At 42.1% G+C, this 24,652-nt stretch carries 22 protein-coding genes and 2 pseudogenes; 3 read left to right on the top strand and 21 right to left on the bottom strand.

Annotated features, from left to right (window positions below):
- Positions 1 to 2: 2 nt before the first annotated feature.
- On the top strand, positions 3 to 644 hold the full coding sequence (gene pdxH, locus CH365_RS11865; RefSeq protein WP_100768784.1) for a pyridoxamine 5'-phosphate oxidase: 642 nt from the start codon (positions 3 to 5) through the stop codon (positions 642 to 644).
- Here pdxH and CH365_RS11870 read toward each other — a convergent pair.
- The 14 genes and pseudogenes from CH365_RS11870 to CH365_RS20160 form a co-directional block, all read right to left on the bottom strand.
- Complete coding sequence (locus CH365_RS11870) at positions 641 to 1,846, bottom strand: bifunctional 3,4-dihydroxy-2-butanone-4-phosphate synthase/GTP cyclohydrolase II (RefSeq protein WP_100768785.1); 1,206 nt, start codon at positions 1,844 to 1,846, stop codon at positions 641 to 643. The genes pdxH and CH365_RS11870 overlap by 4 nt on opposite strands.
- Before the next feature lie 191 nt (positions 1,847 to 2,037).
- Entirely contained in the window at positions 2,038 to 2,643 is a 606-nt protein-coding gene (locus CH365_RS11875; protein WP_100768786.1) for a riboflavin synthase, read from the bottom strand.
- Positions 2,625 to 3,929, bottom strand: coding sequence for a bifunctional diaminohydroxyphosphoribosylaminopyrimidine deaminase/5-amino-6-(5-phosphoribosylamino)uracil reductase RibD (locus tag CH365_RS11880; RefSeq protein WP_100768787.1), 1,305 nt, complete (start codon positions 3,927 to 3,929; stop codon positions 2,625 to 2,627). Before CH365_RS11880 ends, CH365_RS11875 begins: the two co-directional genes overlap by 19 nt.
- Positions 3,926 to 4,864: a protein translocase subunit SecF gene (secF, locus tag CH365_RS11885; RefSeq protein WP_100768788.1), complete on the bottom strand. Its 939-nt coding sequence runs from the start codon at positions 4,862 to 4,864 to the stop codon at positions 3,926 to 3,928. Before secF ends, CH365_RS11880 begins: the two co-directional genes overlap by 4 nt.
- Positions 4,857 to 6,797, bottom strand: a complete 1,941-nt coding sequence (gene secD / locus CH365_RS11890; protein WP_100768789.1) for a protein translocase subunit SecD — start codon at positions 6,795 to 6,797, stop codon at positions 4,857 to 4,859. Before secD ends, secF begins: the two co-directional genes overlap by 8 nt.
- 10 nt (positions 6,798 to 6,807) lie before the next feature.
- Positions 6,808 to 7,518: an SRP-less Sec system protein gene (locus CH365_RS11895; protein ID WP_100768790.1), complete on the bottom strand. Its 711-nt coding sequence runs from the start codon at positions 7,516 to 7,518 to the stop codon at positions 6,808 to 6,810.
- 40 nt (positions 7,519 to 7,558) lie between these two features.
- Positions 7,559 to 7,897, bottom strand: a complete 339-nt coding sequence (gene yajC, locus CH365_RS11900) for a preprotein translocase subunit YajC (protein WP_100768791.1) — start codon at positions 7,895 to 7,897, stop codon at positions 7,559 to 7,561.
- Positions 7,898 to 7,951: 54 nt separating this feature from the next.
- Positions 7,952 to 8,962 carry an anthranilate phosphoribosyltransferase gene (gene trpD, locus CH365_RS11905; RefSeq protein ID WP_100768792.1) on the bottom strand — a complete coding sequence of 337 codons (1,011 nt, stop codon included), beginning with the start codon at positions 8,960 to 8,962 and terminating at the stop codon, positions 7,952 to 7,954.
- Positions 8,952 to 9,686 carry a CDP-diacylglycerol--glycerol-3-phosphate 3-phosphatidyltransferase gene (gene pgsA, locus CH365_RS11910; RefSeq protein WP_100768987.1) on the bottom strand — a complete coding sequence of 245 codons (735 nt, stop codon included), beginning with the start codon at positions 9,684 to 9,686 and terminating at the stop codon, positions 8,952 to 8,954. The genes trpD and pgsA overlap by 11 nt, the downstream gene beginning before the upstream one ends.
- Positions 9,683 to 11,008, bottom strand: a complete 1,326-nt coding sequence (gene rimO, locus CH365_RS11915; protein WP_100768793.1) for a 30S ribosomal protein S12 methylthiotransferase RimO — start codon at positions 11,006 to 11,008, stop codon at positions 9,683 to 9,685. Before rimO ends, pgsA begins: the two co-directional genes overlap by 4 nt.
- An 8-nt stretch (positions 11,009 to 11,016) precedes the next feature.
- Positions 11,017 to 12,144: a helix-turn-helix domain-containing protein gene (locus CH365_RS11920; protein WP_100768794.1), complete on the bottom strand. Its 1,128-nt coding sequence runs from the start codon at positions 12,142 to 12,144 to the stop codon at positions 11,017 to 11,019.
- 25 nt (positions 12,145 to 12,169) lie between these two features.
- Positions 12,170 to 12,901, bottom strand: a complete 732-nt coding sequence (locus CH365_RS11925) for a LolA family protein (protein WP_100768795.1) — start codon at positions 12,899 to 12,901, stop codon at positions 12,170 to 12,172.
- Between the two features lie 103 nt (positions 12,902 to 13,004).
- Positions 13,005 to 15,017: pseudogene (locus tag CH365_RS11930) on the bottom strand (DNA translocase FtsK); the annotation flags it as partial.
- A gap of 405 nt (positions 15,018 to 15,422) precedes the next feature.
- Positions 15,423 to 15,878: pseudogene (locus tag CH365_RS20160) on the bottom strand (DNA translocase FtsK 4TM domain-containing protein); the annotation flags it as partial.
- A 294-nt stretch (positions 15,879 to 16,172) separates the two neighbouring features.
- Here CH365_RS20160 and CH365_RS11935 point away from each other — a divergent pair.
- Both CH365_RS11935 and CH365_RS11940 read left to right on the top strand, forming a co-directional pair.
- Positions 16,173 to 16,424 (top strand): type II toxin-antitoxin system Phd/YefM family antitoxin, encoded by a 252-nt coding sequence (locus tag CH365_RS11935; protein WP_244283157.1) that lies wholly within the window; start codon positions 16,173 to 16,175, stop codon positions 16,422 to 16,424.
- Entirely contained in the window at positions 16,418 to 16,837 is a 420-nt protein-coding gene (locus CH365_RS11940; RefSeq protein ID WP_100768797.1) for a type II toxin-antitoxin system VapC family toxin, read from the top strand. The genes CH365_RS11935 and CH365_RS11940 overlap by 7 nt, the downstream gene beginning before the upstream one ends.
- Positions 16,838 to 16,998: 161 nt before the next feature.
- Here the strand turns inward: CH365_RS11940 and dut are convergent, their stop codons facing one another.
- From dut to infB, 7 genes are all read right to left on the bottom strand, one after another.
- Positions 16,999 to 17,433 carry a dUTP diphosphatase gene (dut, locus tag CH365_RS11945; protein ID WP_100768798.1) on the bottom strand — a complete coding sequence of 145 codons (435 nt, stop codon included), beginning with the start codon at positions 17,431 to 17,433 and terminating at the stop codon, positions 16,999 to 17,001.
- Between the two features lies 1 nt (position 17,434).
- Complete coding sequence (locus tag CH365_RS11950; RefSeq protein ID WP_100768799.1) at positions 17,435 to 18,727, bottom strand: M16 family metallopeptidase; 1,293 nt, start codon at positions 18,725 to 18,727, stop codon at positions 17,435 to 17,437.
- Between the two features lie 41 nt (positions 18,728 to 18,768).
- Positions 18,769 to 20,856 carry a polyribonucleotide nucleotidyltransferase gene (gene pnp, locus CH365_RS11955; protein ID WP_100768800.1) on the bottom strand — a complete coding sequence of 696 codons (2,088 nt, stop codon included), beginning with the start codon at positions 20,854 to 20,856 and terminating at the stop codon, positions 18,769 to 18,771.
- Positions 20,857 to 20,867: 11 nt separating this feature from the next.
- Positions 20,868 to 21,134 (bottom strand): 30S ribosomal protein S15, encoded by a 267-nt coding sequence (gene rpsO, locus CH365_RS11960; protein WP_100768801.1) that lies wholly within the window; start codon positions 21,132 to 21,134, stop codon positions 20,868 to 20,870.
- A gap of 51 nt (positions 21,135 to 21,185) precedes the next feature.
- A complete protein-coding gene (truB, locus tag CH365_RS11965) occupies positions 21,186 to 22,112 on the bottom strand; it encodes a tRNA pseudouridine(55) synthase TruB (RefSeq protein WP_100768802.1) in 927 nt (308 codons plus the stop codon).
- On the bottom strand, positions 22,069 to 22,422 hold the full coding sequence (gene rbfA, locus CH365_RS11970) for a 30S ribosome-binding factor RbfA (protein WP_008592500.1): 354 nt from the start codon (positions 22,420 to 22,422) through the stop codon (positions 22,069 to 22,071). The genes truB and rbfA overlap by 44 nt, the downstream gene beginning before the upstream one ends.
- 7 nt (positions 22,423 to 22,429) lie before the next feature.
- Positions 22,430 to 24,652, bottom strand: a 2,223-nt coding sequence (infB, locus tag CH365_RS11975; RefSeq protein ID WP_133124313.1) for a translation initiation factor IF-2, incomplete at its 5' end; no start/stop codon positions are given.

Below are 24,652 nucleotides of genomic sequence, written 5' to 3' on the forward strand. Positions count from 1 at the left end.
ATATGCAAAATAAGATCTCCGATATCCGTAACGAATATAGCAAAGCCTCTCTGGACGAAAAAGATATCGGAGATTCTCCCATCGATTTTTTTAAAACTTGGTTCGACCAGGCGGTCCACTCGGAAGTAAGAGAACCGACAGCGATGACATTGGCAACTGTTCGAAAAGACGGAATGCCTGATGCAAGGATCGTTTTACTGAAAGGGATCGAAAAAGAAGGATTCCAATTCTATACCAATTACACAAGCGCTAAGGGAAAAGAATTAGATTCCAATCCGAATGCTTGCCTTGTGTTTTTCTGGGCAGAATTGGAAAGACAGGTCCGGATTAGAGGAAAGATCTCAAAAGTTTCCAGAGAAAATTCGGAAGAATATTTTCATTCCAGACCTTTCGCCAGCCAAATCGGCGCACTTGCTTCTTCCCAAAGTGATCCAGTGAGTGACAGATCTATTTTAGATAAACATTATGAAGAGCTAAAACTAAAATACGAAGGTAAAACAGTACCTCTCCCGGAAAACTGGGGTGGATATATATTAGAAGCTTCTGAAATAGAATTTTGGCAGGGACGAAGAAGCCGCCTACATGATCGGATTTTATTCCGAAAAGTGGACGGCTCCTGGGCAAAAACAAGACTACAACCTTAGTTCAGTCCAAGCAAATGCCCCATTCTCATTTTTTTAGTAAATAGATAATGGTGGTTATTCCCAGTAGGTTTGATCTCTATCGGAACACGATCCGTAACTTCTAGACCATAACCTTCCAAACCCACAATCTTACGAGGATTATTAGTAAGAAGTTTCATCTTACCAACACCTATATCTTTTAGAATCTGAGCGCCAACTCCGTATTCTCTTAAGTCGGGAGCAAATCCTAATTTCTCGTTAGCTTCTACAGTATCCAAACCTTGGTCCTGCATATTATAAGCCTTGAGTTTATTGATGAGACCGATGCCTCTACCTTCTTGTCTCATATAGAGAAGTATACCCTTCCCCTCCTGAGCGATCATAGAAAGTGCAGAATGGAGTTGAGGTCCACAGTCACAGCGCCCGCTTCCGAAAATATCCCCGGTAAAACACTCGGAATGTACGCGGACCATTATAGGTTCGTTCTTATCAATTTTACCTTTTACTAATGCGACATGGACTTTATCGTCAATGATGGTAGAATAAGCTCTGACGGAAAAATCCCCATATTCAGTAGGAAGAGTTGTCTCCACTTCCAAATGAATTAGATTTTCTTTTTTCCTTCTGTACCGGATCAAATCTTCGATGGTATAAATATTGAGTCCGTGTTTTTCTGCGAATTTTTCCAAGTCGGGAAGACGGGACATGGTCCCATCATCATTCATGATTTCGCAGATCACAGCAGCAGGATAAAGTCCCGCTAATTTGGAAAGATCTACGGAAGCCTCGGTATGACCCGCTCTTCTGAGAACTCCACCCGAAACCGCTTGCAAAGGAAATAAATGGCCAGGTTTCATCAGGTCGCCTGGAGTAGTTTTAGGATCGATCAGAGCCTGGATGGTAGTTGCTCTATCCTGGGCGGAAATTCCAGTAGTAGTTCCGTGTTTTGCGTCTACGGAAACGGTGAATGCTGTCCCGTGTTTGTCACCCAAACTCAGGTCGTCCACCATTCTATTCAGACCAAGCTGCCTGAGCCTGTCTCCCTCCATAGGAAAACAAATTAAGCCCCTTCCATAGGTGGCCATAAAATTCACCTTTTCTTTGTCAGTGAATTGCGCGGCACAAACAAGATCCCCCTCGTTTTCCCGATCTTCGGAATCCACGAGAATGATCATCTTCCCCGCTTTTATATCTTCGATTGCCTGTTCAATGGAGCCGATCATGATTCCACCTCATTTCTTGGACTGTTTTTTTTCCATGATAAATCCTGGCCGGCCCGGAAAAGTGAGACTGATAGTTGGTAATTCGAACCAAGAATACGGTTTTAGGTATGGACGCAGAGCAGCAGAGACACGAAGAATACTAAAAAGAAAACCAAAAACTCAGCGGCTTTGCGTCTCTGCGTAAAATGCCCTTAGGTGTATTTACCCAGCTGCTCTAAATATCTCGCGATCAGGTCTACTTCTAGGTTTACCTTGGCTCCAACTTTCCATGCCTCGGAAGCATTGGTGACAATAAGAGTCTCTGGGATCAAAACCAATTCGAATTCTCCCGGTTTGGAATCTACGATAGTGAGAGAGATCCCGTCTACAGTCACACTTCCCCGGACCGCAAAGTATTTGGTGAAAGAAGGGTCATGAGAAATTACGAACCTTCTTACATTCCCGGAATCTTTTTCTTCGGAAAGAAGAATGGTTCCAGTTAGATCCACATGACCCGTCACAAAATGACCGCCCATTCTGGTATGTGGAAGAACAGATCTTTCTAAATTAATTTTGGTCCCAAGTTGAAAACTTCCGAAATTGGTAAGTTCCAAAGTTTTGTAAGAAGAATAAAATTCGAATTTGTTTCCATTCTCTTGGAAAGAAGTCACAGTATGGCAGGCACCGTTGACTGAAATTGAGTCCCCGTTTTTCAGATCGGGATCTTTCCATATGGTAGATACCTTAAAAATTTTACCATCACCTGTGTCTTGGACGGATTCAATTTTTCCGGTACATTCTATAAGTCCTGTGAACATCTTCCTACCTCCCAAAGATCGGATCCTAGTTCTGCCTTCCATTCCATGGAAAATTTCCCCTTCCATTCAGGCAAGATCCCTTTTGGAAAAGAAACGGTATTGGATTTGATTTGTAAGATTGCATCATCCTCGGTAAGGATGGGAGAAAATAGTTTGTATAGAAAATTTCCACCTTCCACGAGTGCGGTGTTGATCTCCCAAGAATGTAATACTTCTAAAATTCTGGAGATGTCTGAAATATTGATCTTCTCCAATGGAAATTTAGAAAGGTTTTCTAATACACTTAAGAGTTTCGGATCGTAAGATTTTCTCTCATCCAAGAAGAACGCAGCGTTCTTCTTTCCAACACGATCGTTTATCTGATTTTGTTTTTCTAAAAAGTTTTGGCTGATAAAATTTTGATCCGGCAAAAAGAAAACCCTAAGTGGTTGGTAATCCTTTTCTTTTTCTTTATGGATTTGGAGTATATTTGGATTAGAAGAATATTTCAAAACGGCAGAGACGAGTCCGGAAAATCCTTTGTAGGAGTCCCTACCTACATTTAGGTTAGCACTTGTATTTTCATTCACACCGGTATTCTCAGACACACGCAAAATCTGCGGTGAGAATTTCGGCAAAGAAGAAGGTACTCTAAAATCCAAACCTGGGTTGTCGACTCGGACAGTATTCGGCCCAACCAAGATCGCATCTACCTTGGCTCGGATCATGGAAAGAAATACGTCCGAATCGGTTGAAGATATTTTCTCCCTGAGACCTTCTCCTGAACTGAAATAACCTTCTTTGCTCAGAGAACTTTTGAGTAAAAATGCGGGCCTTCTTCTTTCAATCCTGGACTTAAATCCGAATAAAAATCCGGAAGAAATTTCGGCTAATCGAGGATTTTCAATAACCTGGATTCCGATCTCTGATAATTTATTCAAACCAGAATGAGAAGAAACCAAAGGATTCGGATCCTTCCATCCATATTCCAGTCGAACAGGCTTTTCTTCTAAAAATAGATCAATACAAGGAGGGGTTTTGCCGTAATGAGAGCAAGGTTCCAAGGTTACGTACGCATTATGAGAAGGTAATATTCCTTTTGGGAATTTTTCCCGAAGCAAACGATATGCTTCTCTTTCAGCGTGATTCTGTCCGGATTTTTGCGTAGAAGCAGAGGCTAAAATTTCACCGGTGATTGTGTTTTCTAAAACGCAGGCCACCGGAGGATTCGGACTGGAATATCCGGTGGAGACAAAGGAATAGCGGATCAGTTCCTCCCGAATAGGATCCGGGAGGGAAGAACTCAAGAACGTTTCCACCTCTTACTCAAACCATCGTAGATATCCACGAGTGGGGCAGCAATGAACACCGAGGAGAATGTTCCAAGGATGATCCCGAAGGTAAGAACATAAGCGAAGTCATATAACTCCACAGCCCCACCGATGATAATCGCAACCACGGAAATCAAAGTCGCTACTGAAGTATTAAAAGTTCTAGAAAGTGTTTGGTTGATGGAAATATTGATAATTTGAGAGAAAGCATCTCTTAAATTTCCAGCATTCTCACGAATCCTATCGAATACAACGATGGTATCGTTGATCGAATATCCGAGCAATGTCAAAAGAGCCGCGATAATAGGAACGCTCGGTTTAATCTGAAAAAACCCGATAAACGCGATCGTGATCACCAAGTCATGGATTAGAGCTAAGATTGCTCCCAATGCAAACTTGAATTGGAAACGGAAGCTCAAATATATCATGATAAAGAAAAGAGTTAAACTTAAAAGAGATATCCCTGTGGAAGTCAACTCAGCTCCTACTACGGAACCGACTTGGTTCGCAGACAGAATTTTCTTTTTTTCTAATTTGAAGTCTTCTTGTAAAAGACCGATCAATGCATCGATTGCAGAAGCTTGTTTTGCCTCTAGACTGTCTTTGCCTTTTCTTTCTACATAAAGTTGTTTAATTTGGTCTACAGAACCAAGGCCTATATCGATTTGGTAATCGTTTTTATCCTTATCCATTAGAACCAAAACAGCTTCTAAATTTTTAGAGGAGAAATACTCTTCTAAGTTTTTACGTTCTACATTCTCTGGAAATTCAACAACGGCTCTTAAACCTCCGTCAAAATCCAAAGACGTAGCAAATCCACCGTATTTACCGAATGTAACTCCAAACCCGACCGCGATCAGGATAGTAGAGAAGGTAATAGAAACGTATTTATATTTTATAAAATCAAACATTTTTGGACTCCAGTTTTTTGAATCCGATCTGAAGTTTACGAACTCCCAATTTGTTTACCAATAGATCCATGATCATTCTGCTCAAGAACAAGGAGGTAAACAGGGAAGTTATGATACCCCAACAAAGAGTGATCGCGAATCCTTTGATTGGTCCGTTTCCAAGTTTGATCATCAAGATGCCTGAGATCAAAGTGGTTACGTTACTGTCCATGATCGTCCAGAAAGCGTTCTCAAAACCTTGAGCTACTGCCGCGGAAACATGTTTTCCTGCAGCAAGTTCTTCTTTGATCCTTTCATAGATAATCACGTTAGCATCCACCGCCATACCCACTGTGAGGATGATCCCCGCAAAACCAGGTAAGGTCAAAGTGAATCCCATCAAGGAAAGAAGTGCCATTAGCACGATCACGTTTACAAGGAGTGCGATATCCGCAACCAAGCCGGACAATCTATAGATGATCAACATGAATATGATCACGAGTGCAAACCCTAATAGAACTGCCTTTAATCCGACTTCAATGGACTCGATCCCTAAAGTAGGACCGATAAATCTCATTTCTAAAACGTTCAATGGGATCGGAAGCGCACCCTCGCTAATCACGTTTGCGAGATCGGTGGCTTCTTTTTGTCCGAATTCTCCGTCAATCTGAGCGTTACCACCCGCAATAGGACTACGAATTACAGGATCGGAAATAACTTTATCTCCCCAAACAATCGCAAGTTGTCTTCCTACGTTTTTGGAAGTGATGTCGAAAAACTTCTCGGCACCTTGAGAAGTTAAGGAGAAGGAAACGTAATAGGAAAGTCTATTTTGGTCGTAACTTTCACGAGCGTTTCTCATGTCCTTTCCATCCAGAGAGATAGCTCTTTCCAGAACTACGAATTCTCTAGGCAAGAGTGAAGCCTTAGGGTTATTTGCCCTGGACCATTTTACGTACAATTTATATTTTTCAGGGATATTGTACTTCTTCTCCATAGCTTCCAGGAATCTGTCCTGTTCGTCTTTTCCTAGTTTCTGTTTTACGATATTCTGGAATCGAACGATTTCGGTTTCTTCCCTTCTGCCGTCGTTCATGAGTTTCATTTCTTCCAACTCAATTGCGTCGTGGTAAATACCTCTGGAATTACCATTGGAATCAGATGGTTCTCTCAATCTGTATTCCACTGTTTCGGTGTTTCGGATAATATCTAAGATCTGAGAAGAGTTGCTTACACCAGGTAAAGAAACCTCGATAGAATCTTGGTCCTTTTGGATACGCACCTGCGGCTCGGTCAGGTTTTGGTTGGTCAAACGGTTATCTATGATAAGTTTCGCTTTTTCCAACTCAGCAAGCTTTCGGCTAGGAGTTAATTCGAAATAACTTTCGATCTCTTTCAGTTTATCCTGAGCTTCTTTTCTTTCTTTTTCGGAAAGGCTATGATCGTCTTTTTTACGAGTAAGCTCTTCGATTTCTTTTGTATAAGAATCTTTTAATTTAGAAGTATAGTCGTCGAAGTCACCTTTCAAAACGACTCTCATTCCACCTTGTAAGTCCAATCCTAAACGGATCGCCAAAGGTCTTCCACCGAAAATATATTCTTCTACCCAAGTAGGTCTAAGTTTATTCTTAGGTTCTAAGATCAGTTCCTGATTTTCTTGGGAAAGCTGATTGATCTTTGCGGAAGTGATAAATCTTCCTTTGACTAGATAATAATCCTGATCAGGAAAAATGTTAGGATCAGGTTCTATCTGCCAATCGCCTTTCGGATTATAATCGGCTTTCCATCTTTCCGCAAAACCGGTTAGTAATTCTTTGCGGGTTTCTTCCGGTAATTGTTTAAATTCTTTTCTTACTGCAAGTTCCAATTCCCTTTCGGCGAAGTTTGGATATAGAAGCGTCAATGAAGACGCTACTACCAATATTGGAACAAAAATCCATTGGACAGATTTCAAATTCGGACTCCTAGTCTCTTCTCACTTTGTTGATGGTCACAGGGGAACGCCGAGTGACGCGCGCACCTTTGGCTCTGAATTGGTATAAAGCAAAAGCAAGTATGATTGCGATAATGATGATCGCTTTTTTATGTTCTGAGAAAAATCCGGCTATGGCTCCCTGCTCTTTTTGTTCCGCAGCCTTTCTTTTCTCTTCTTCTTTTTTCTTATCGTCTCCGAGTTTTAGGATCTCTCCCAACTTCTCACGAATCGAAATATCTTCTTTAGGTAAAGCAGACGCACTAGCGTTATAACCTGGCAAATTTTTCGGACTTAAATTTGTTTCTTCATTTAACCAGAACGGCTTTTGAATCTCCGCGGAAACTTCCGGATTAGAAACCTCTTTGTTTAGATTTCTTTCAGAAGTTTCATTTTGTCCGTTTGGATCTCCGGAATTTTTTCCTTGAGAGGAATCCTCCGGTGCGATTTCCGGATCTACTTTTTTCTTGGGCTCGGATTCTTTCTGCTCGGTCTCTTTGGACTCGACGACCTTCTTCTTTTTGCCTGCATTCTTCTTTACTTTTTTCTTTCTAGAAGCTTTTGCAAGAGGAGTTTTTTTGGAAGAAGTGGCTGTCTTCTTAGGTTCGGAAACCTTATCCAAAAAATCGATTTCTTCTCCATCCTGTCCGAAAATCGGAAGGGCCAAGGAGATAGAAAGAAGGAGGCATAGGATTTTATTCATGATACGCACCGGTTATACTGATACTATCGGAAAAAGGGAATTACGCCTCTTTCTCTTTTTCCTTCTTCCTTAAAATCGTGCTGGAATTGAAGGTAACATTGGTGTCCTTAGCGATTGCCAAAACAACAGATTCGTTATTGTCCTTAAATTCTACCACCTTGCCATGGATCCCGGAAGAAGTAATGACCACGTCCCCTTTTTGTAGGCTCTCGATCATTGTTTTCCTTTTCTTTTCCTCGTTTCTTTGCGGACGGATCACGATAAAATACAGAATGATAAATAGGATCGGGATGAATAATAGAGTATTAAATCCCCCGCCTTGTGCTCCTGCCGGATCCGCTTGAGCTAATAAGAATAAATTTTGAAAATTGCTGAGCATGATGAAACCTGTGCTTCCTTTTTTGGTCCTTTTTGAGACCAGTATTTTCCTTTATTATCCCTTGGTAATTAAATTTTGAAAGAAGGCGCCTGTTTTTCCCGAAGCCAGCTGTTCTAATGCGATTTTGTATCCATCTAGGATAGAAGGAGCTTTCCCCAAGGTGAAAAGCCCTGCTCCCGCGTTTAAGGCAACCGCGTGGGTGCCCGCAATCTTCTCCCCAGCCAGGATCTTTCGAGCCAAGAATTCTGCCTGGTCCGGTCCGCTAGTAAATACTTCTGCAGGATTCAGATCTTTTACGCCTAATTCCTTAGGATCGAAGTCTTTTCTAGAGATGACCCCTTCTTCTAATAGAGTATAATCCGTTTTTTCGAAAATGGAGAATTCGTCCAAGCCGTCTCTAGAATGACATACTAGGGCTCTTCTCAAACCCAAACCTTGAAGAACTCGGATAAAAGTTTCGGTTAATTCAGGTTCATATACACCAATGATCTGGTACTGAGGAGAGAATGGATTACTTAGAGGTCCGATCATATTGAATAAGGTCCTAAATCCCAATTCTTTACGAACCGGCCCTGCGAACTTCATGGATGGATGCCACATCGGAGCAAATAAGAAAGCAAATCCGTTCTCGACTAGGTGGGACTCCACTTCTTCTTGGGTCTTCTCTGTATTATAACCTAATCTTCCTAAAATATCGCTAGAGCCGGTGTGAGAAGAAACAGAACGGTTTCCATGTTTTGCAACTTTGATCCCCAAAGAGGAAATTACAATCGCAGAAAGTGTGGAGATATTCACTGTTCCTTTTCCGTCCCCGCCGGTTCCGCAGGTGTCCAGCATATCGAATGGAAAAGCTGTTTTAGGTTTGAGCGCGTTTCGACGAAGTGCCAGACAGAAACCCAATAGTTCGTCTACTGTTTCTCCCTTTGCTCTCATTGCGGTCAAAAAAGAAGAAAGTAAAACTTCGGAAACTTCTCCCTTCATTACGGAATTGATCACGGTTTCCGCTTCCGAAACTGTAAGATGTTTTTTTTCTAAAACTTTGATGATAGCTTGTCTAATTTCCATTTTTACCGAATGCCCTCCGTATAGAGCTGTAACGGATCACTTCCCTATTTGAGATCAAATAACGTATTCCGGAAAGTACAGTAATTAGAGTAGTCAAAAGCATTCCGAAATAAGGAACAAATCCGCCCAATCCGAATACCAATTCGTTCCAGCCGGGGGCACCGTTTTCCTTCCAAACCTTCACGAATGCAACTGCGTTTTCGGAGGCGATTCCAAAAACGGTCATACCTGCAAGTTTACCGCTTTGATAAACTTCGTTGATCAATATTCTTTTATTCGAAGAAACTAATATAAAGAAGACCAAAATTAGAATAATAGCTCCCATCTGAAAGGCGGTCTTTACCTTTCCAAGCATGGTGGTTCGGATGGATTTCCCCAAACGGATTGCAAGATATCGTAAAGTTGTAATCAACATATCTCTTCCGATAATCAGTACCACCATCCATAATTCTATCTGCTCATGCAAAAAAATGAATGTAGTGAAACAACCCACTACAATGATCTTATCAGCAAGAGGGTCCAGGAATTTTCCGAACTCGGTTTCCTGTTTCCATTTTCTAGCCAGATAACCGTCTATAAAATCGGTGATTGAAGCCAAAGAAAACAGAACCAGAGCGGCGATATGGTATGCCTGCTCCTTCTGGTACAAGAACCAGATAAAAAAAGGAAGAGAGGCAACTCTTAGTACGGTAAGAGCGTTTGGTAAGTTTATATTCGGATTCAAGATTCCAACCAAGTTCCCATCATATCATATTCGTAGAAGGATTCGATTTTCACTTTTCCGATTGTTCCCGGTTTTAAAGACGGATCTTCCACATAAACCACCTCGTCTATCTCAGGAGCGTCTTGCAAACGTCTGACAATAGCGGTATTTCCTTCCAATCCATCTACAATCGCAGTATAAGTTTTACCTATCCTGGATTCGTGGATCTCTTGTAGGATTTTCAAATGAGCATCTCGGATCAAATTGATCCTTTTCGCCTTCTCTTTATCGGAAACGGTTTGGGTCAGATCCGCACCCTTCGTTCCTTCTTGCGGAGAATAAGAGAATAAATTCAGTTTTTCGGGACGAGTTTCTTCTACAAATCTTAAGATCTCATCCACATCTTCTCCCGTCTCTCCAGGGAAACCTAAAATGAAAGAAGTTCTGATTTCCAGATCGGGTCTCATTTCTCTAGCAAGAGAATATAAATCCCTGAATTGGGAATATCCTCCGCTTCTATTCATGTTTTTTAATACTCTTTCGGAAACATGTTGGAGAGGAGATTCCAGATAAGGGGCGATCTTAGGTGTTTCTCCCATAAGCCTTAGGATTTTTTCAGTCTTCTTATCAGGATATAAATATAATAATCTTAATATTTCTAGGTTATCCACTTCTGAAACTGCTTTGATCATATCCAGAAGTTTGTCTGAGTCTTTTCCGTAATACACAGTATCCTGGGAAACTAAACAGATTTCTTTTGCACCGGCTGCAATCGCTCTTTTGGTGTCTTTCAGGATCTCATCCAAAGGAGAATCCACGAATTTTCCACGAAGAGAAGGAATGATGCAGAATGCACAACCTCTATTACAACCATCCGAAACTTTTACATAAGCATAAGGTTTAGAATAGTTTTCGATCTCTGGAGAAAGTTTCATTCTCTCCACGATATCTGAATTGAATTCGGTTTTTGCAGGAGAAGAAAGATCTCTACGGAAAGCTTCTTTGATGATCTTTCCCGCTTGAGAATATTTTCCGGTCCCGAAAACCAGATCCACCTCAGGGATTTCTGCGGAGATATCCTTAGGGTATCTTTCCGCAAAACATCCTACAACGACTAACTTCTGGCCTTCTTGTTTTTTAGCGTGGGCCGCACCCAAAATAGTTTGGATGGTTTCTTCTGTAGCCGAGCGGATAAAAGTACAGGTATTGATCAGATGGAAATCGGACTCTTCCGGTTTTGTAGCCGGAAGAAAACCTTCTTCCAAAAGAGAATGGTGCATGCTCATGGAGTCCACGGTATTTTTGGGACATCCGAGAGTGGTAATGTAGAACTTTTTATCCAAACGAACCCTTACTCGCCCAACTCCTTAATGATAAACTGTGTGCTATCGTAAGGGTTTGGTGTTTTTATATAAACTTTCTTCACTAATTTTCCAGGGCGACCTAAGACCACTTTCGGTTTTCCGTTTTGGATCATCTCCACCGCGGAACCGTCTCCTACTTTGATCTCCAGACGATCTTTCGCTTCTAATGTTTTGTTTTCTCCGCCTTGTACAAGACCTCTAAATCCCATCTGACCGTCTATGATGAACTCTGCATAGCTTGGTTTAGAGAAAAATAATGTAACTTGGATCGGAACATCACCTAATGTTTTGGTGGAGTCCTCTCCCTGAGGATTAGGCTGAACAGTAGTGCCCTGTCTTTCTTCTTCGCTCAACGAAACCAAAACTTTTGCGGAACTTCCGGTAACACTCTGAGCTGCAATTCTGATACTTCTGCGTAAGGAAGAAATTTCCGGAATAGAATAGCTAAGAACTTTTTCCTGTCCTTCGGACAATCTGAATTTGTAAACCGTCAGTTCAGGATACACATTGAACGCAAGAACTGCAGTATTCGTATCGGATCCTTGTTCTACGGAAGAAATGAAAAGTTTACATTGTTGGTTAGACGCACTAAAGCTTACACCTTGGTTCGCAGTTAAGATAAAACTTTCAGGTCTTGTTTCCGGAACGGAACGATTGATAAAATCGATATTTTCGGGGATCTCCAACCTTCTTCCACTTTCTTCGGCGACATCGTCATCGGAAGAAGATCCGTCAATGAAGGTATAAAGTAGAACCGCAGCAATCGCCACCATCAGAACCGATATAGCGGTAATGAGTTTGTTCTTATCGAAATTCAGATCATAATAAAAATTTGAAGTAGGTTTTGTTAATTCTTCCAAAGGAGCCTGGGATTCTTCGATCTTCTCCCCTCTGTATAAATTGATCAGCATCCCCGTGTCTAATTTTAAGTAACTACCGTAGTTTTTTAGAAAACCTATGGTAAAAGTTTCTCCAGGAAACTGAGCATAATCCTCTGTTTCCAATGCAAGAATGTACTTAACGGAAATATTCGTATCCTTAGATACGTCCTTTACAGTGAGCTTTTTTTCTTCCCTAGCCTCTCTAAGGATTTGCCCTACTCGTTTCTGATTCAATTTCGCTCTCCTTTCCTAGGAAGATTTATTCTTCCGAAACCAAGGGGTTATTTACGATTTTAGAATTACCGTCCGGACGGAAATTAAATACTCCATCCTCGATATCTGCATTCGGATCTAGTCCGAAAAATTCCACAGTGGTGGTCTTTCCTCTTCCGTCGCTTGCAACCGCCTTCTTAATGAAAGAAGTTTGAGCATCCACGTAAAGAGTCATAGTCTCATAGCCGCCGATCTTTTCTCTTTGTTCCAAAGCCAATACGAAATATTGACGATTGTCCTTAGGAGAGATCTGAGGCTGCTCTATTGATTCGAATTTATAATGATACTTTCTGAAAATCCTGGAAAGGCCTTCTTCCGTCATAGGAGAAAAAATAGGACCGGATTTATTAGATTTATTTAATGTAAGATCTTGTTTACCGGCAGCGTTCAATCTTTTGATAAAGATCCAAAGAGTTTTGCCGTCAGAAACGATCTCATCTCCGGAAGGATCCGAGAATTCGTATTTGATCTTTCCACCCTTCTTATAATAGCAGACACCTTTTTTAGTGACCACTTTTTTGTTCGCTTCCGTTTGGATCACGAAATCTGCCTTATAGGATTTCAGGTCCGAAAAAGTTTTTCTGACTTTTTTAACCACTTCCGAAGGGGAATTCCAATGGTGTTTCGCGGAAGACTGAGCGCCTAGGGAGAAGCTGCCGAATAAAACGACAAAGCCGAGGGCGATAAATATAGAACGATTGCTTCTGGTATCTTTCATTCTCAGGGTAATGCAGGGATTTTTTTCCAGGGTGGCGGGTATCCGCCCCCCTGTCACTTGGTTTCTTTTCCCGGCCTGGAAATTCCTAGACCGGATCGAATTTTTACGCGGACCTTAAAATTTCCCGCCCCTTAGATCCCAGGATCGGAGAAACGTATCCCCTTTCTTCCATTAATTCCATGATCCGAGCCGCCCGGTTATAGCCAATTTTCAAACGTCTTTGCAAGTAGCTTGCACTTGCCTTTCTATCCGTTCTCACGATTTCCCAGGCCTTATCAAATAATTCCTCATCCATTTCTTCTGCAGATTCTGATTCGGTTTCTTCTTCCAAATCGAAATCTACGTAGGTAGGAGCTCCGTATTTTTTGGCCTCTTCCACGATCTTCTCAATCTCTTCTTCGGAGATAAAAGGGGCCTGAATCCTCGCTAAATCCGCCGAGGTAGGAGACTTGTATAACATATCTCCTTTTCCCAGAAGAGATTCCGCACCGTTCATATCCAAGATAATCTTAGAGTCCGTTTTTTGGGCCACATGGAATGCGATCCTTGCTGGACAGTTCGCCTTGATAAGACCGGTAATCACATCCACGGAAGGTCTTTGGGTCGCCATCACTAAATGGATCCCCACCGCTCTGGACTTCTGGCTGATACGAGTGATCGCATCTTCTAAATCTTTTCCGGAAACCATCATCAGGTCTGCAAGCTCGTCGATGAATACCACAAGATAAGGCATTTTATTATAACCTTCTTTGTGATAATGTTCTTCTACTTTCTCATTATAAGAACGGAAGTCCCTACATTTCAATTGCGAAACGGCCTCGTAACGCGCTTCCATCTCTTGGATCACCCAAGAAAGGGACTTGGTCGCTTTACGTGCATCCTTGATCACAGGCATAAGAAGATGAGGAATATCCTCGAACAAAGTAAGTTCCACCATCTTAGGGTCTATCATAATGAAACGAACTTCTTCCGGAGAAAGATTTAGGACGAGAGATGCGATCATCGCATTCAAACAAACGGATTTACCGGAACCTGTAGTTCCAGCTACCAATAAGTGGGGAAGTTTATTCAGATCAATGGATACAAGTTTCCCGGAAATATCCTTACCGATGACTATATTCAGATCTTTTTTAGGTTTAGGAGCTAAAGAAGAACGTAATATATCACCTAAAAAAACATCCTCTCTATGTTTGTTAGGAACCTCGATACCGATCGTGGATTTACCCGGAATAGGAGCGACGATACGTATATTCTTAACGGCAAGATACATCCTAAGCTCGTCCGTCAAAGAAGTGATTCTTCCTAACTTCACCCCAGGAGGAGGAGTGAGTTCGTAACGAGTAATAATAGGACCTCTTTCCCAACCTACAACTTTAGCTTCGTAACCGTAAACTTTCAGTGCATTCTCTATTTCGAATGCGACCTTCTCGGATTCAACCTTGAACAAGGCATCCTGGACTTTTGTAGGATTACTTTTCAAACGATTTAGAGGAATATGATATACAGAACGTTTAGAACGGAATACCGGTACCATCGAAACAGGAGTAAAAGGAAGTTCAGACTGTTTCGGCTTCTCTTGTTTTTTTTCTGGAACTGGAAGAGCTGTAGGAGCTCCAACAATAGAAGAAGGTAACGTACTTGGAACAACCACCTCCGGCGCTACAATTGCCTCGGGTTCTTCGACATCTAAAATATCTTCTAATTCCTCGGACTCTTCAATTTCTTCTTCACATTCCTCATCCGAATCTTCGAGTTCTTCTGAAGAATCTTCCTCTTCATTCCATTCTTCCAATTCTTCTTCCTGGAAGTCTTGGGCATGCACGGAAACATCTTCCTCAATTTCCTGATTAGAAGTGAATGGTTGGATTTTTTCTTCCAACTCTTCCGCATCAGGAAGAACAGTCAGAATATCTTCTTTCTGGAAAGAAGGAATGGCGGAAGTTTCACTTCTAAGATCCAGGATCTCCCAGGATTTTTTAGAAACGGTCTGAACTTCTTCTTTTTTTTCCTGAACTCCGTATACTTTCTCTACAAGACGAGTCGATGCACTTTGGAACTGGAAGATCTTTCTATCTTCTTCAAAAAATCCTTGAAGAAGACCCGAATTTTTATATTGCACGTTAGATTCTTTTAAGTCTGCAACCTTAGAATTACCTTTTGCTTTTTGGATATAAGATTCCAAATTAACAGTATTTCTCACAGGGTTTTGTTTCTCTGAAGAATGTCCCGAAACTTCTCTACGAAACCAAGGAGGTACATTCTCTTCTGAAATTTCTGAGTCTGTTTGTTTCCAAGAATTAATGGAATTCATCATGCTAGCCAATCCATTGGACCAATCCGCAGATTTGGTTTTAGGAAAGACCGGCTCGTAGTTTTGTGTTTCTTCTTCTTTTTTGGTTCTTCCATTCATATAACCGGAAAGCCATTGCTCCTTCCAGTCCCGGCCGCTTTGTGCAAGAAGCCTTCCTAAAAAATGGACCGGAGATTCGTTCAGATAAACAAGTATACCGTAAAAATAGACCACGAAATGTATCAGAAGTCTTCCCGTAGAACCAAGAAGATATTCCAATGCAACGGCCAAGGCTTGGCCCAAAACACCACCGTTAGATGCAAAAGGAACAGTGGAAACATTTCCGAAAACATTCAAACTTACCGCGACCGCAAGTAAGAATAATGGAATGGTAAGAAGTTTGTTGGTAATATCCTGAGCAGGTTTTGCGAGAAGAATCCCGCCAGTCAGGATCAGCATGATCCCGGGAACAAAGGAAGCATTCCCGAATAAATATAAAAATCCCCAGGAAAGATAATGGCCCAACCTTCCGAAAAGGTTAGCCTCCACTCCATTTTCAGCAATGGTAAAAGAACCCAAAGAAAGTGTCAGAAAAATCCCGGTAAAAAGCAAAAGATATGGCAATGCCGCCCGTCCCTTTTCCCAAATCGCTATGTTTTGTCCGACTATTTGGTCCCTTCTATCCATACTCCCTAAGCATCGGCAGAAAACGGAAATCCGAAAAGAGACTTAATTCCGGAAAAAGAGACGCGGAGTGGAAAAAAGGATCATGTTTTTTGGCGCACAGAGACACGGAGCTCACAGAGCTTTGATTGGCTCACTAATCCTAAATTCGCTCCTCCGTGCCTTAGTGCCTCTGTGTGAAAATATCTTTGTGACTCTTTTTACTCTGTGTCCCAGAAATCGGAATGAGTTTTCCGGCCTTCTTTTCATTTTTTACTTGAAAACTTGAATCAACCAGTTAATAGACTAGTGTTTACAATGAACGTAAACATAGAATCGGTTTCTGCCTTCCAGGCAAAGACCCATTTATCGGAACTACTCAAAAAAGTCCAAGCAGGAGAGGTTTTTGTGATCACTCATAGAGGCAAACCCATCGCAAAATTAATCCCCCTTTCAGACGAGATCGAATTCGATCCCAAAGAGGGACTTAGTACTTTAAAAAAGATCAGAGCCAGTATTTCTTCGAAGGTAAATATTAAAGAATTTATCAACGAAGGCCGCAAATGGTAAAACTCTGGGTTTTAGATTGTTCCTTAGCAGCTGCAAGTTTTCTACCGGACGAAAAGTCTCCCAAGGCAGATCAATTTTTACAATCGATAGGTAAGACTGTCCGTGCAGTGGTTCCCAGTCTTTGGTGGTACGAGTTCAATAACGTATTATTAGTTTCAAAAAGAAGAAAAAGAATCAACGCTTCTCAAGGCAAACAAATCGTTTCAATTTTCGAATCCCTTCCCATTGAATTCGATATCAATCTTTCCTTCGAAGTATTTCGCCATATCCAAGAATTAGCATTCAACTACGAACTTTCTTCTTACGATGCTTCGTATCTGGAACTATGTATTCGCAAAGGTGCAGGCATGGCTACCCTCGACGAAAAAGTTTCTGCGGTAGCAAAAAAGTTAAAGATAGAAATTTTTAAGTAAGAGACACAAAGTTATAAGAAGACTCAGAGTTTTTTTGGCACACAGAGACACGGAGAACACAGAGCTTTGATTGGCTCACTAAGTCTCCAAATCTTCCCCTCTGCGCCTTAGTGCCTCTGTGTGAAAATATCTTTGTGATTTGTTCTTTCTTACTCTGCGTCTCAGAACCCAGTACTACCGAAGCCGCCTGCTCCCCTTTCAGATTCAGGAAGTTCATTCACTATTTCCCAATCAGTATGCCAGGTGCGGCGGATCAAAAGTTGAGCAATCCTAGTTTTGTCTTCTAAAAGATAAGTTTCTTTTCCCAGATTTAAAAGAGGAACCATAAGTTCTCCTCTGTAATCGGAATCGATTGTACCAGGAGTATTTGGAATTAAGATCTTAAATTTAGTGGAAAATCCAGAACGAGGTCTGATCTCGAAATGAAATCCTTCCGGAATCGCAAAAGAAAGTCCTGTAGGAACTAAAACAACTTCTCCCGCTGGGAGTTCCAAAACGGAATCCAAACATGCGGAAATATCGTAACCTGCAGAACCGGATGTTTTGATCTCCGGCAAAAGTGCCTTCTCTTTTAACTTTTTAACCGGAATTTTCATATTAGTAGGAATAGGATCCGAAAATGGATTTAATTTTTTGTTCTTCTTTAACCTTTAGTTTCGCTAAAACAGAAAGATGTAATTTAGGAAGCGCGAATATTCTTCGGACAGTCTCGTTAATCTCATCTTCCGTTACGGAATGAATCTCTTTAATTCTATTTTCTAAAGAATTATATTTTCCATAGTATAATTCTTGGAAAGCGATATTATTCATTCTGCTTTCAGTATGTTCATATCCGATAGAAAGACTACCTTCATGATTGGTCTTTGCGTCTTGTAATTCTTGGGAAGTAACTCCCTTATCTACAAAAAGTTTAACTTCTTCTAAGATTAATTCCAGACTTTCCGCAAATCTTTCTTTGGACGTGGAACATACAATAGAATTGATCCCTACATCACGATAAGAGGAAGGATAACTTGTGATATGATAACAGAGTCCTTTTTCTTCTCTGACCTTTTGGAATAAACGAGAAGACATCCCCCCGCCTAAAACATGTGTAAGAAGGGAAAGCCTGGTCGCGTCATGAAAATTTCTAGGAAAACCTTCCGCGCCTAAAATAAAATAGGCCTGTTCCGTTTCTTTATTCCCTTTGCGGAAATATCCGAACTCTTTTTTAGGAGTTTCGAATGTTCCTTCTTTTCCTTTTTTAGTGGAATGGGAAAAGTATTTGGAGACCAGATCGAAAACGAATTCAGGCTCGTAATTTCCGGAAAGAGAAAGTATCATATTCTCTGGATGATAATAGGTCTCGTAAAATTTTCGGAGACTGGAAGGAGTCACTCCTCGGATCGAGGCTTCCGTTCCTATAATATCTCTTCCTAAAGAATTTTCCGAAAATAGATTATTATAATAAAAATCGTGGATCGCATCTTCCGGAGAATCTTCGTAACCTTTCATTTCTTCCAAGACAACTTCCGCTTCTGTGCGGATATCCTGATCCCGAAACAGAGGATGGAACATCATATCTGAAAGTAATTCCAACCCGAGTTCCAGATCTCTGGAAGCTAAGGTTGCATGGAAGTAAGTATATTCTCTGGAAGTGGCTGCGTTGGAGTAAGCTCCTACTCTTTCCCAATCTTCCGCTTGTTGTTTTGCAGTTCGCTTTTCAGTGTCTTTGAAAAGCATATGTTCTAGGAAGTGGCAGTAACCGGCGGTTTCCAAAGTTTCAGACCTGGATCCCACTTTTACATACACTCCCATAGACACACTTACGGAATAAGGAGCTCTTTGGAACAGGACTACAAGTCCGTTCCCTAATGTTATTTTATGATTTTTTTCTTCTAGAAAAACCAATGTATTACCCGGCGAAAAAATTTCGCCGGTCTTATTCGTTTTTAAACTTCGAGAGCGTCTCTTCTAGAAAGATCGATCTTACCTGTTTTATCCACGTTCAATACGCGGACACGGATGATCTCTCCTTCTTTGACTACATCTTTAACGGAATTCACGCGCTTGGAATCCAATTTGGAAATATGGCAAAGTCCTTCTTTACCTGGTAGGATCTCCACAAAGGCACCGAAATCGGTGATACGTTTTACTTTACCTTCGTAAATTTTTCCCACTTCTACTTCCGCAAAGAAACCTTCTACCATACCTGCAGCTTTTTCTGCCTGCTCTTGGTTGGCTCCGGCGATCGTCACTTTTCCATCGTCGTCTATATTGATATCCGCACCGGATGCTTCGATGATCCCACGGATATTTTTACCACCAGGACCGATCAGTTCCCCGATACGATCTTTCGGTATATATTTTACGATAATTTTAGGCGCAGTGCGAGAAACTGAATCCGCCGCCTTGGAGATAGATTTTTCCATCACATCCAAGATATGGAAACGAGCTTTTTCTGCCTGAGCAAATACTGCTTCCAGAACGTTAAATGCAACACCGGTCACTTTTAAGTCCATTTGGAATGCAGTGATACCTTTTCTGGTTCCAGCAATCTTACAGTCCATATCACCGAAATGGTCTTCCAATCCTGCGATATCTGATAACACTGCAAATCTTCCGCTCTCGTCTGAGAATAATCCCATTGCGATACCGGAAACTGCGGACTTGATAGGAACACCTGCCGCCATTAGAGCCAATGATCCGGAACATACGGAAGCCATGGAAGAAGATCCATTGGATTCTAAAATTTCGGATACAACTCTGATCACATAAGGGAAATCATCCGGTTTAGGAAGAACCAATTTAAGAGCTCTTTCTGCCAAGTTTCCGTGACCGATCTCTCTACGACCTGGCCCGGAAGATCTTCTTACTTCCCCTACTGAGAATGCAGGGAAGTTATAATGAAGCATGAAGTTCTTCTCTTTCTGCCCTTCCAATGTTTCATAACGTTGGTTGTCAGAAGCAGTTCCAAGAGTTACTGTTCCCAAAGACTGGGTTTGTCCCCTAGTGAATACTGCAGAACCGTGAACTCCGGGAAGAGGGCTCATCTCTACGCTGATATTTCGGATCTCGTCCAACTTTCTTCCGTCGAAACGAACTCCTTCTTTTAATACCTGCTCTCTTACGATCTCATACTCGAGTTCATGTAAGAAGTTTTTGATGTCCTTAATCTTTTCAGACTCGGTTACGGTTTCTTTGAAGTGTTCTACTACTTCTTTGTTTGCATTAGAAATTTCTTTATTACGAGAAGCTTTATCTGCAGTTTTGTTTGCAGCAGAGACCTTATCGAATGCATATTTGCGAACTTCGCCTAAAAGAGTTTCATCTTTTACTCTGAGTTTAACTTCTTTTTTAACTACAGCGAGTTCTTTCGCCCAGGATTCTTGAAGTTCTACAAATTTAGCGATATGTTGGTGGGCAAATTTTAATGCTTCCAACATTTCAGAGTTGGATAATTCTTTTGCCTCTCCCTCTATCATTACGATATGGGTTTTTGTCCCTGCAACCACCAGATCCAGATCAGAGTTCTGAAGCTCTTTGTTACCAGGGTTAATTACGAGTTCTCCGTTAATTCTTCCTACTCTTGCTCCGGCAATCGGACCATTAAAAGGAATATTAGAGATCGTTAATGCTGCAGAAGCTGCATTCAACGCATGACCTGCAGTAGAAATTTCATTGTCCGCGGAAAGAACGGTTACCTGCAACTGTACTTCGCAGAAATATCCTTCCGGGAAAAGAGGACGGATCGGTCTGTCGATGATCCTAGAATTTAAAACCTCATGCTCATAAGGTTTTGCTTCTCTTTTGAAATATCCGCCAGGGAATCTACCTACTGAATAAACTTTTTCGGAATATTCGCATGTAAGAGGGAAGAAGTCTTGGCCTTCTTTAGGTTCGTCTGCGGCACAAACGGTTGCGAGTAAAACGAGATTTCCGGTTTTATATACTACGGACCCGTGGGCTTGCTTCGCCCAATCTCCCGTTTCGAGAGTGATGGAATCACGGCCAAATTGGCCATTAATAGTTTTAGCCATGAAGAGACTCCTTACTTGCGGAGTCCGAGAGCTTCGATCAGTTTTTTATAACGTTCTAGATCAGTACGTTTTAAATATTCCTGTAGCTTTTTACGCTTGCTGATAAGTTTAAGAAGACCTGTTTTAGAATGAAAATCTTTCTTATGAGTTTTAAAATGCTCGTTAAGATCTTTGATCTGAGCATCTAGAAGGGCGATTTGGACTTCCGCTGAACCGGTGTCTCCCTTTCCTTTTGCAAATGTGGAAATAATTTGCTTCTTTTGTTCCGTAGTTACCATAGTTTGATTGTACCTGTTGCCAATTTTCGGGGGCCTAGCCCCCTGTCCAAGCTAAATTTTAGAAAAGACCTTCAAATATTTATAGGAAAGGCTGCCAGGAAGTCCTTCCCTCCTGCAATATGCCAAAATCTCTCCCTCTGGAGAGGTAAGTAGGAACTCCTGAGCCGGTATCCAGTCCAGTTTGATCTTTTTACCGTGAAAAACGTCTTTTACCTCGGTGCTTGGAATCTCTACCGAAGGAATGTCCAAGATCTCTTCCGGAGGATGGATGATTGCTTTTCCAAGTAATAATGCTTCGTAGGTATCCGCCTGCTCTAATTTGAGTTTACCCACCTTGGTCCGATTTAAGGACTTGAGACACATTGGAATCCCTACTTCTTCTGCTATATCCATAACAAGCTTACGAATATAAGTCCCACCTGAAACCCTGGTCCTCAATTTGAAACCTTCCGGGCAGAATTCTCCTGCTTCGAATTCAAAAATTTTGATCTTACGAATGCTTGGTGGAACTGAAATTCCTTCTCTAAATAACTTGGCCCTTCTCTGTCCTTGTACCTTGAGTGCGGAAACTTCAGGTGCGATCTGTTCTTCCCAGCTCGAAACCTTGGAAAGAATTTCTTCCAATTTAGATTTGGACTCTTGGTACCATTTTTGGATCTTAGAAGTTTCCCAATCTTCTACAACTAAACCTTCTCTGTCACCTGAATCAGTGGAGAAGCCGAACTGTACATCCGCCTCGTATTCTTTATCTTTGCCTAAAAATACTTGAGAGAAGCTGGTAGAAGTTCCTACAGGAAGTACCATCAGGCCGGAAGCAGCCTTGTCCAAGGTGCCAGTGTGACCTACTTTTTTAAGTCCGAGAGTCTTTTTGGCCTTTAAAACCAGATCGGAAGAAGTCATTCCGATCGGTTTATCCAAGAGAAGAAATCCGAATTCAGTCCGGATTTGTTGGTTTTCTCGTAAGTCGGAGGGATTCATCTAAACCTTGGATATATTCTTCGTCCCATACAAAACTCATCCTGGGTGTGATCCTAAGATTGAGTTTTGTGGAAAGAGTCGCGGCAAATTTACCCGAGGCGCTATTTAATCCAGCGAGTAATTTTTCCTTCTTTTTGTCCGTACAGATTGCTGTAACGTACACCTTTAGATTTTTGGAATCGTCCGAGAGTTCCGATCTATGAACGGAAACCATATGAACCCGAGGGTCCTTGACTTTTCCGGCCAGGATCATCATGGCGACGGTACGAACCGTCTCCGCTTCGATTTTCCTTTTACGGATCGGATTCACTCTAACACTACTCCAGTTTCCGTTTTACTACTGTGACAGTATATGCTTCGATTGTATCGCCTACTTTGAAGTCGTTGTAGTTCTCCAACTGAATACCACATTCGAAATTGTTCACCACTTCGTTTACTTCGTCTTTGAATCTTCGAAGAGACTTGAGTTTTCCGTCGAATACTTGGACTCCGTCGCTGATCACGCGGATACCGGAAACTTTTGTGATCTTTCCGGAAGTAACCATACAACCCGCAATATTTCCGATCTTGGAAACTTTGAAAACTTCTCTGATCTCTGCAGTTCCGATAACTTCTTCGATCCTTTCCGGTTCGAGAAGTCCTTCCATCGCCATCTTGATCTCGTCCACAACCTGATAGATAATGTTGTAGTATTTGATCTGAACGCCTTCTTTTTCGGCGAGTGCAATGGTTTTTGGATTCGCACGAACGTGGAAACCGATTACGATCGCGTTCGAAGCGGATGCAAGCATCACGTCCATATCCACAATCGCTCCCGCTCCGGACTGAATCACATTCAGTTTTACATCCGAAGTGGAAAGTTTTTCCAGGGCTTCTTTGATCGCTTCCGCAGAACCGCGAACGTCCGCTTTGATAATTACTTTCAGTTCTTTTAATGCACCCTGTTTGATGAACTCGTTCATGTTTTCCAGAGTGACTTTGGAACCTGCAGCTCCAGCGTTTCCGATTCTTTCGAATTCGATACGGTGTTGAGAGATGTTTCTTGCTTCTTTCTCGTCTTCTACCGAGTCGAAAGGTGCACCCGCATCAGGAACTCCGTCGAGTCCGGTTACCTGAACAGGGAAAGCAGGTCCTGCTTCCTTGATCAGATGACCGTAATCATCATACATCGCACGAACTCTACCAGAGAATACTCCGGCTACAAACGGATCTCCAACTCTTAGGGTTCCGTTTTGGATAAGAACTGTCGCAACTGCTCCGCGGCCCGGATCCAGTTTCGCTTCTACAATCGTACCTTTTGCTCTACGTTTAGGGTTCGCTTTCAGATCCAGAACTTCCGCTTGGAGAAGTACGGATTCTAAAAGTTTATCGATCCCGATATTTTCCTTCGCAGAGATCTTACAATACATAGTGTCCCCGCCCCATTCTTCCGATTGGAGTCCATGGTTAGCGAGTTCCTGCATGATCTTATCAGGATTTGCAGCAGGTAGATCCACTTTGTTAATAGCTACTATGATAGGAACTTTTGCATCCTTAGCGTGAGACAATGCTTCTAAAGTTTGAGGCATTACTCCGTCGTCGGCAGCAACCACTAGGATCACGATATCCGTAACCTTAGCTCCCCTTGCTCTCATCGAAGTAAATGCTTCGTGACCAGGAGTATCCAAGAAGGTGATTTCCCCTCTATTTGTTTTTACCTGGTAAGCACCGATATGCTGAGTAATCCCACCGGATTCGGTATCAATGACAGATGATTTACGGATGGTATCCAATAGTCTTGTCTTACCATGGTCAACGTGACCCATGATGGTAACGACTGGAGGTCTGTGGATATAATCTTCCGGACTGTCTTTTTCTTCGTCGATTAGAGTTTCTTCGTATAGAGAAACTACCTTTACCTTACAACCGTATTCGTCCGCGAGAATAGATGCGGTTTCGGCATCGATGATATTATTGATGGTTACCATCATACCCATTTTCATGAGTTTTCCGATAACATCTCCCGGCTTAAGATTCATTTTCTTAGCCAGTTCTCCTACTTGGACGTTTTCTAAAAGAGTGATCTCTTTCGGAACGGAAACTCCAGTAGGTCCGCTTACTTTTGGTTTTCTATACGATTGTCGGAAGAATTTAGAATTTTCGGAACCTTCTTGTCCGTCTGGTCTTCCGCCCTTATCTTTATCATTACGTTTTTTGCCGGAAGGTATTCCTCTTCCGCCCTCTACAGGTCCTAAACCTGGAGGTGGAGATCCTGCACCTGGGCCGCCTCTAAATCCGCCACCCTGGCCTGGGCCACCACGGAATCCTCCGCCTTGACCACCACCTGGACCGCCACGGAATCCGCCGCCCTGACCTCCGCCTGGTCCACGATAACCGCCACCGCCCTGACCACCTTGGCCTCCGCGATAACCACCGCCACCCTGACCACCTTGGCCTCCGCGATATCCACCGCCGCCACCTTGACCGCCTTGGTAACCTCCGCCTTGACCACCCTGGCCTCCGCGATATCCACCGCCGCCACCTTGACCGCCTTGGTAACC

The organism is Leptospira neocaledonica (assembly GCF_002812205.1).
GTDB lineage: Bacteria > Spirochaetota > Leptospiria > Leptospirales > Leptospiraceae > Leptospira_B > Leptospira_B neocaledonica.

What these genes read in the sequence shown, in the direction of transcription:
- CH365_RS11940 (WP_100768797.1), top strand. Translation starts at nt 16,418, where the DNA reads ATGGTAAAACTCTGGGTTTTAGATTGTTCCTTAGCAGCTGCAAGTTTT.
- yajC (WP_100768791.1), bottom strand. Translation starts at nt 7,897, where the DNA reads ATGCTCAGCAATTTTCAAAATTTATTCTTATTAGCTCAAGCGGATCCG.
- CH365_RS11935 (WP_244283157.1), top strand. Translation starts at nt 16,173, where the DNA reads ATGAACGTAAACATAGAATCGGTTTCTGCCTTCCAGGCAAAGACCCAT.
- dut (WP_100768798.1), bottom strand. Translation starts at nt 17,433, where the DNA reads ATGAAAATTCCGGTTAAAAAGTTAAAAGAGAAGGCACTTTTGCCGGAG.
- CH365_RS11895 (WP_100768790.1), bottom strand. Translation starts at nt 7,518, where the DNA reads ATGAATAAAATCCTATGCCTCCTTCTTTCTATCTCCTTGGCCCTTCCG.
- pdxH (WP_100768784.1), top strand. Translation starts at nt 3, where the DNA reads ATGCAAAATAAGATCTCCGATATCCGTAACGAATATAGCAAAGCCTCT.
- pnp (WP_100768800.1), bottom strand. Translation starts at nt 20,856, where the DNA reads ATGGCTAAAACTATTAATGGCCAATTTGGCCGTGATTCCATCACTCTC.
- CH365_RS11875 (WP_100768786.1), bottom strand. Translation starts at nt 2,643, where the DNA reads ATGTTCACAGGACTTATAGAATGTACCGGAAAAATTGAATCCGTCCAA.
- truB (WP_100768802.1), bottom strand. Translation starts at nt 22,112, where the DNA reads ATGAATCCCTCCGACTTACGAGAAAACCAACAAATCCGGACTGAATTC.
- CH365_RS11870 (WP_100768785.1), bottom strand. Translation starts at nt 1,846, where the DNA reads ATGATCGGCTCCATTGAACAGGCAATCGAAGATATAAAAGCGGGGAAG.
- trpD (WP_100768792.1), bottom strand. Translation starts at nt 8,962, where the DNA reads ATGGAAATTAGACAAGCTATCATCAAAGTTTTAGAAAAAAAACATCTT.
- CH365_RS11925 (WP_100768795.1), bottom strand. Translation starts at nt 12,901, where the DNA reads ATGAAAGATACCAGAAGCAATCGTTCTATATTTATCGCCCTCGGCTTT.
- secF (WP_100768788.1), bottom strand. Translation starts at nt 4,864, where the DNA reads ATGTTTGATTTTATAAAATATAAATACGTTTCTATTACCTTCTCTACT.
- rpsO (WP_100768801.1), bottom strand. Translation starts at nt 21,134, where the DNA reads ATGGTAACTACGGAACAAAAGAAGCAAATTATTTCCACATTTGCAAAA.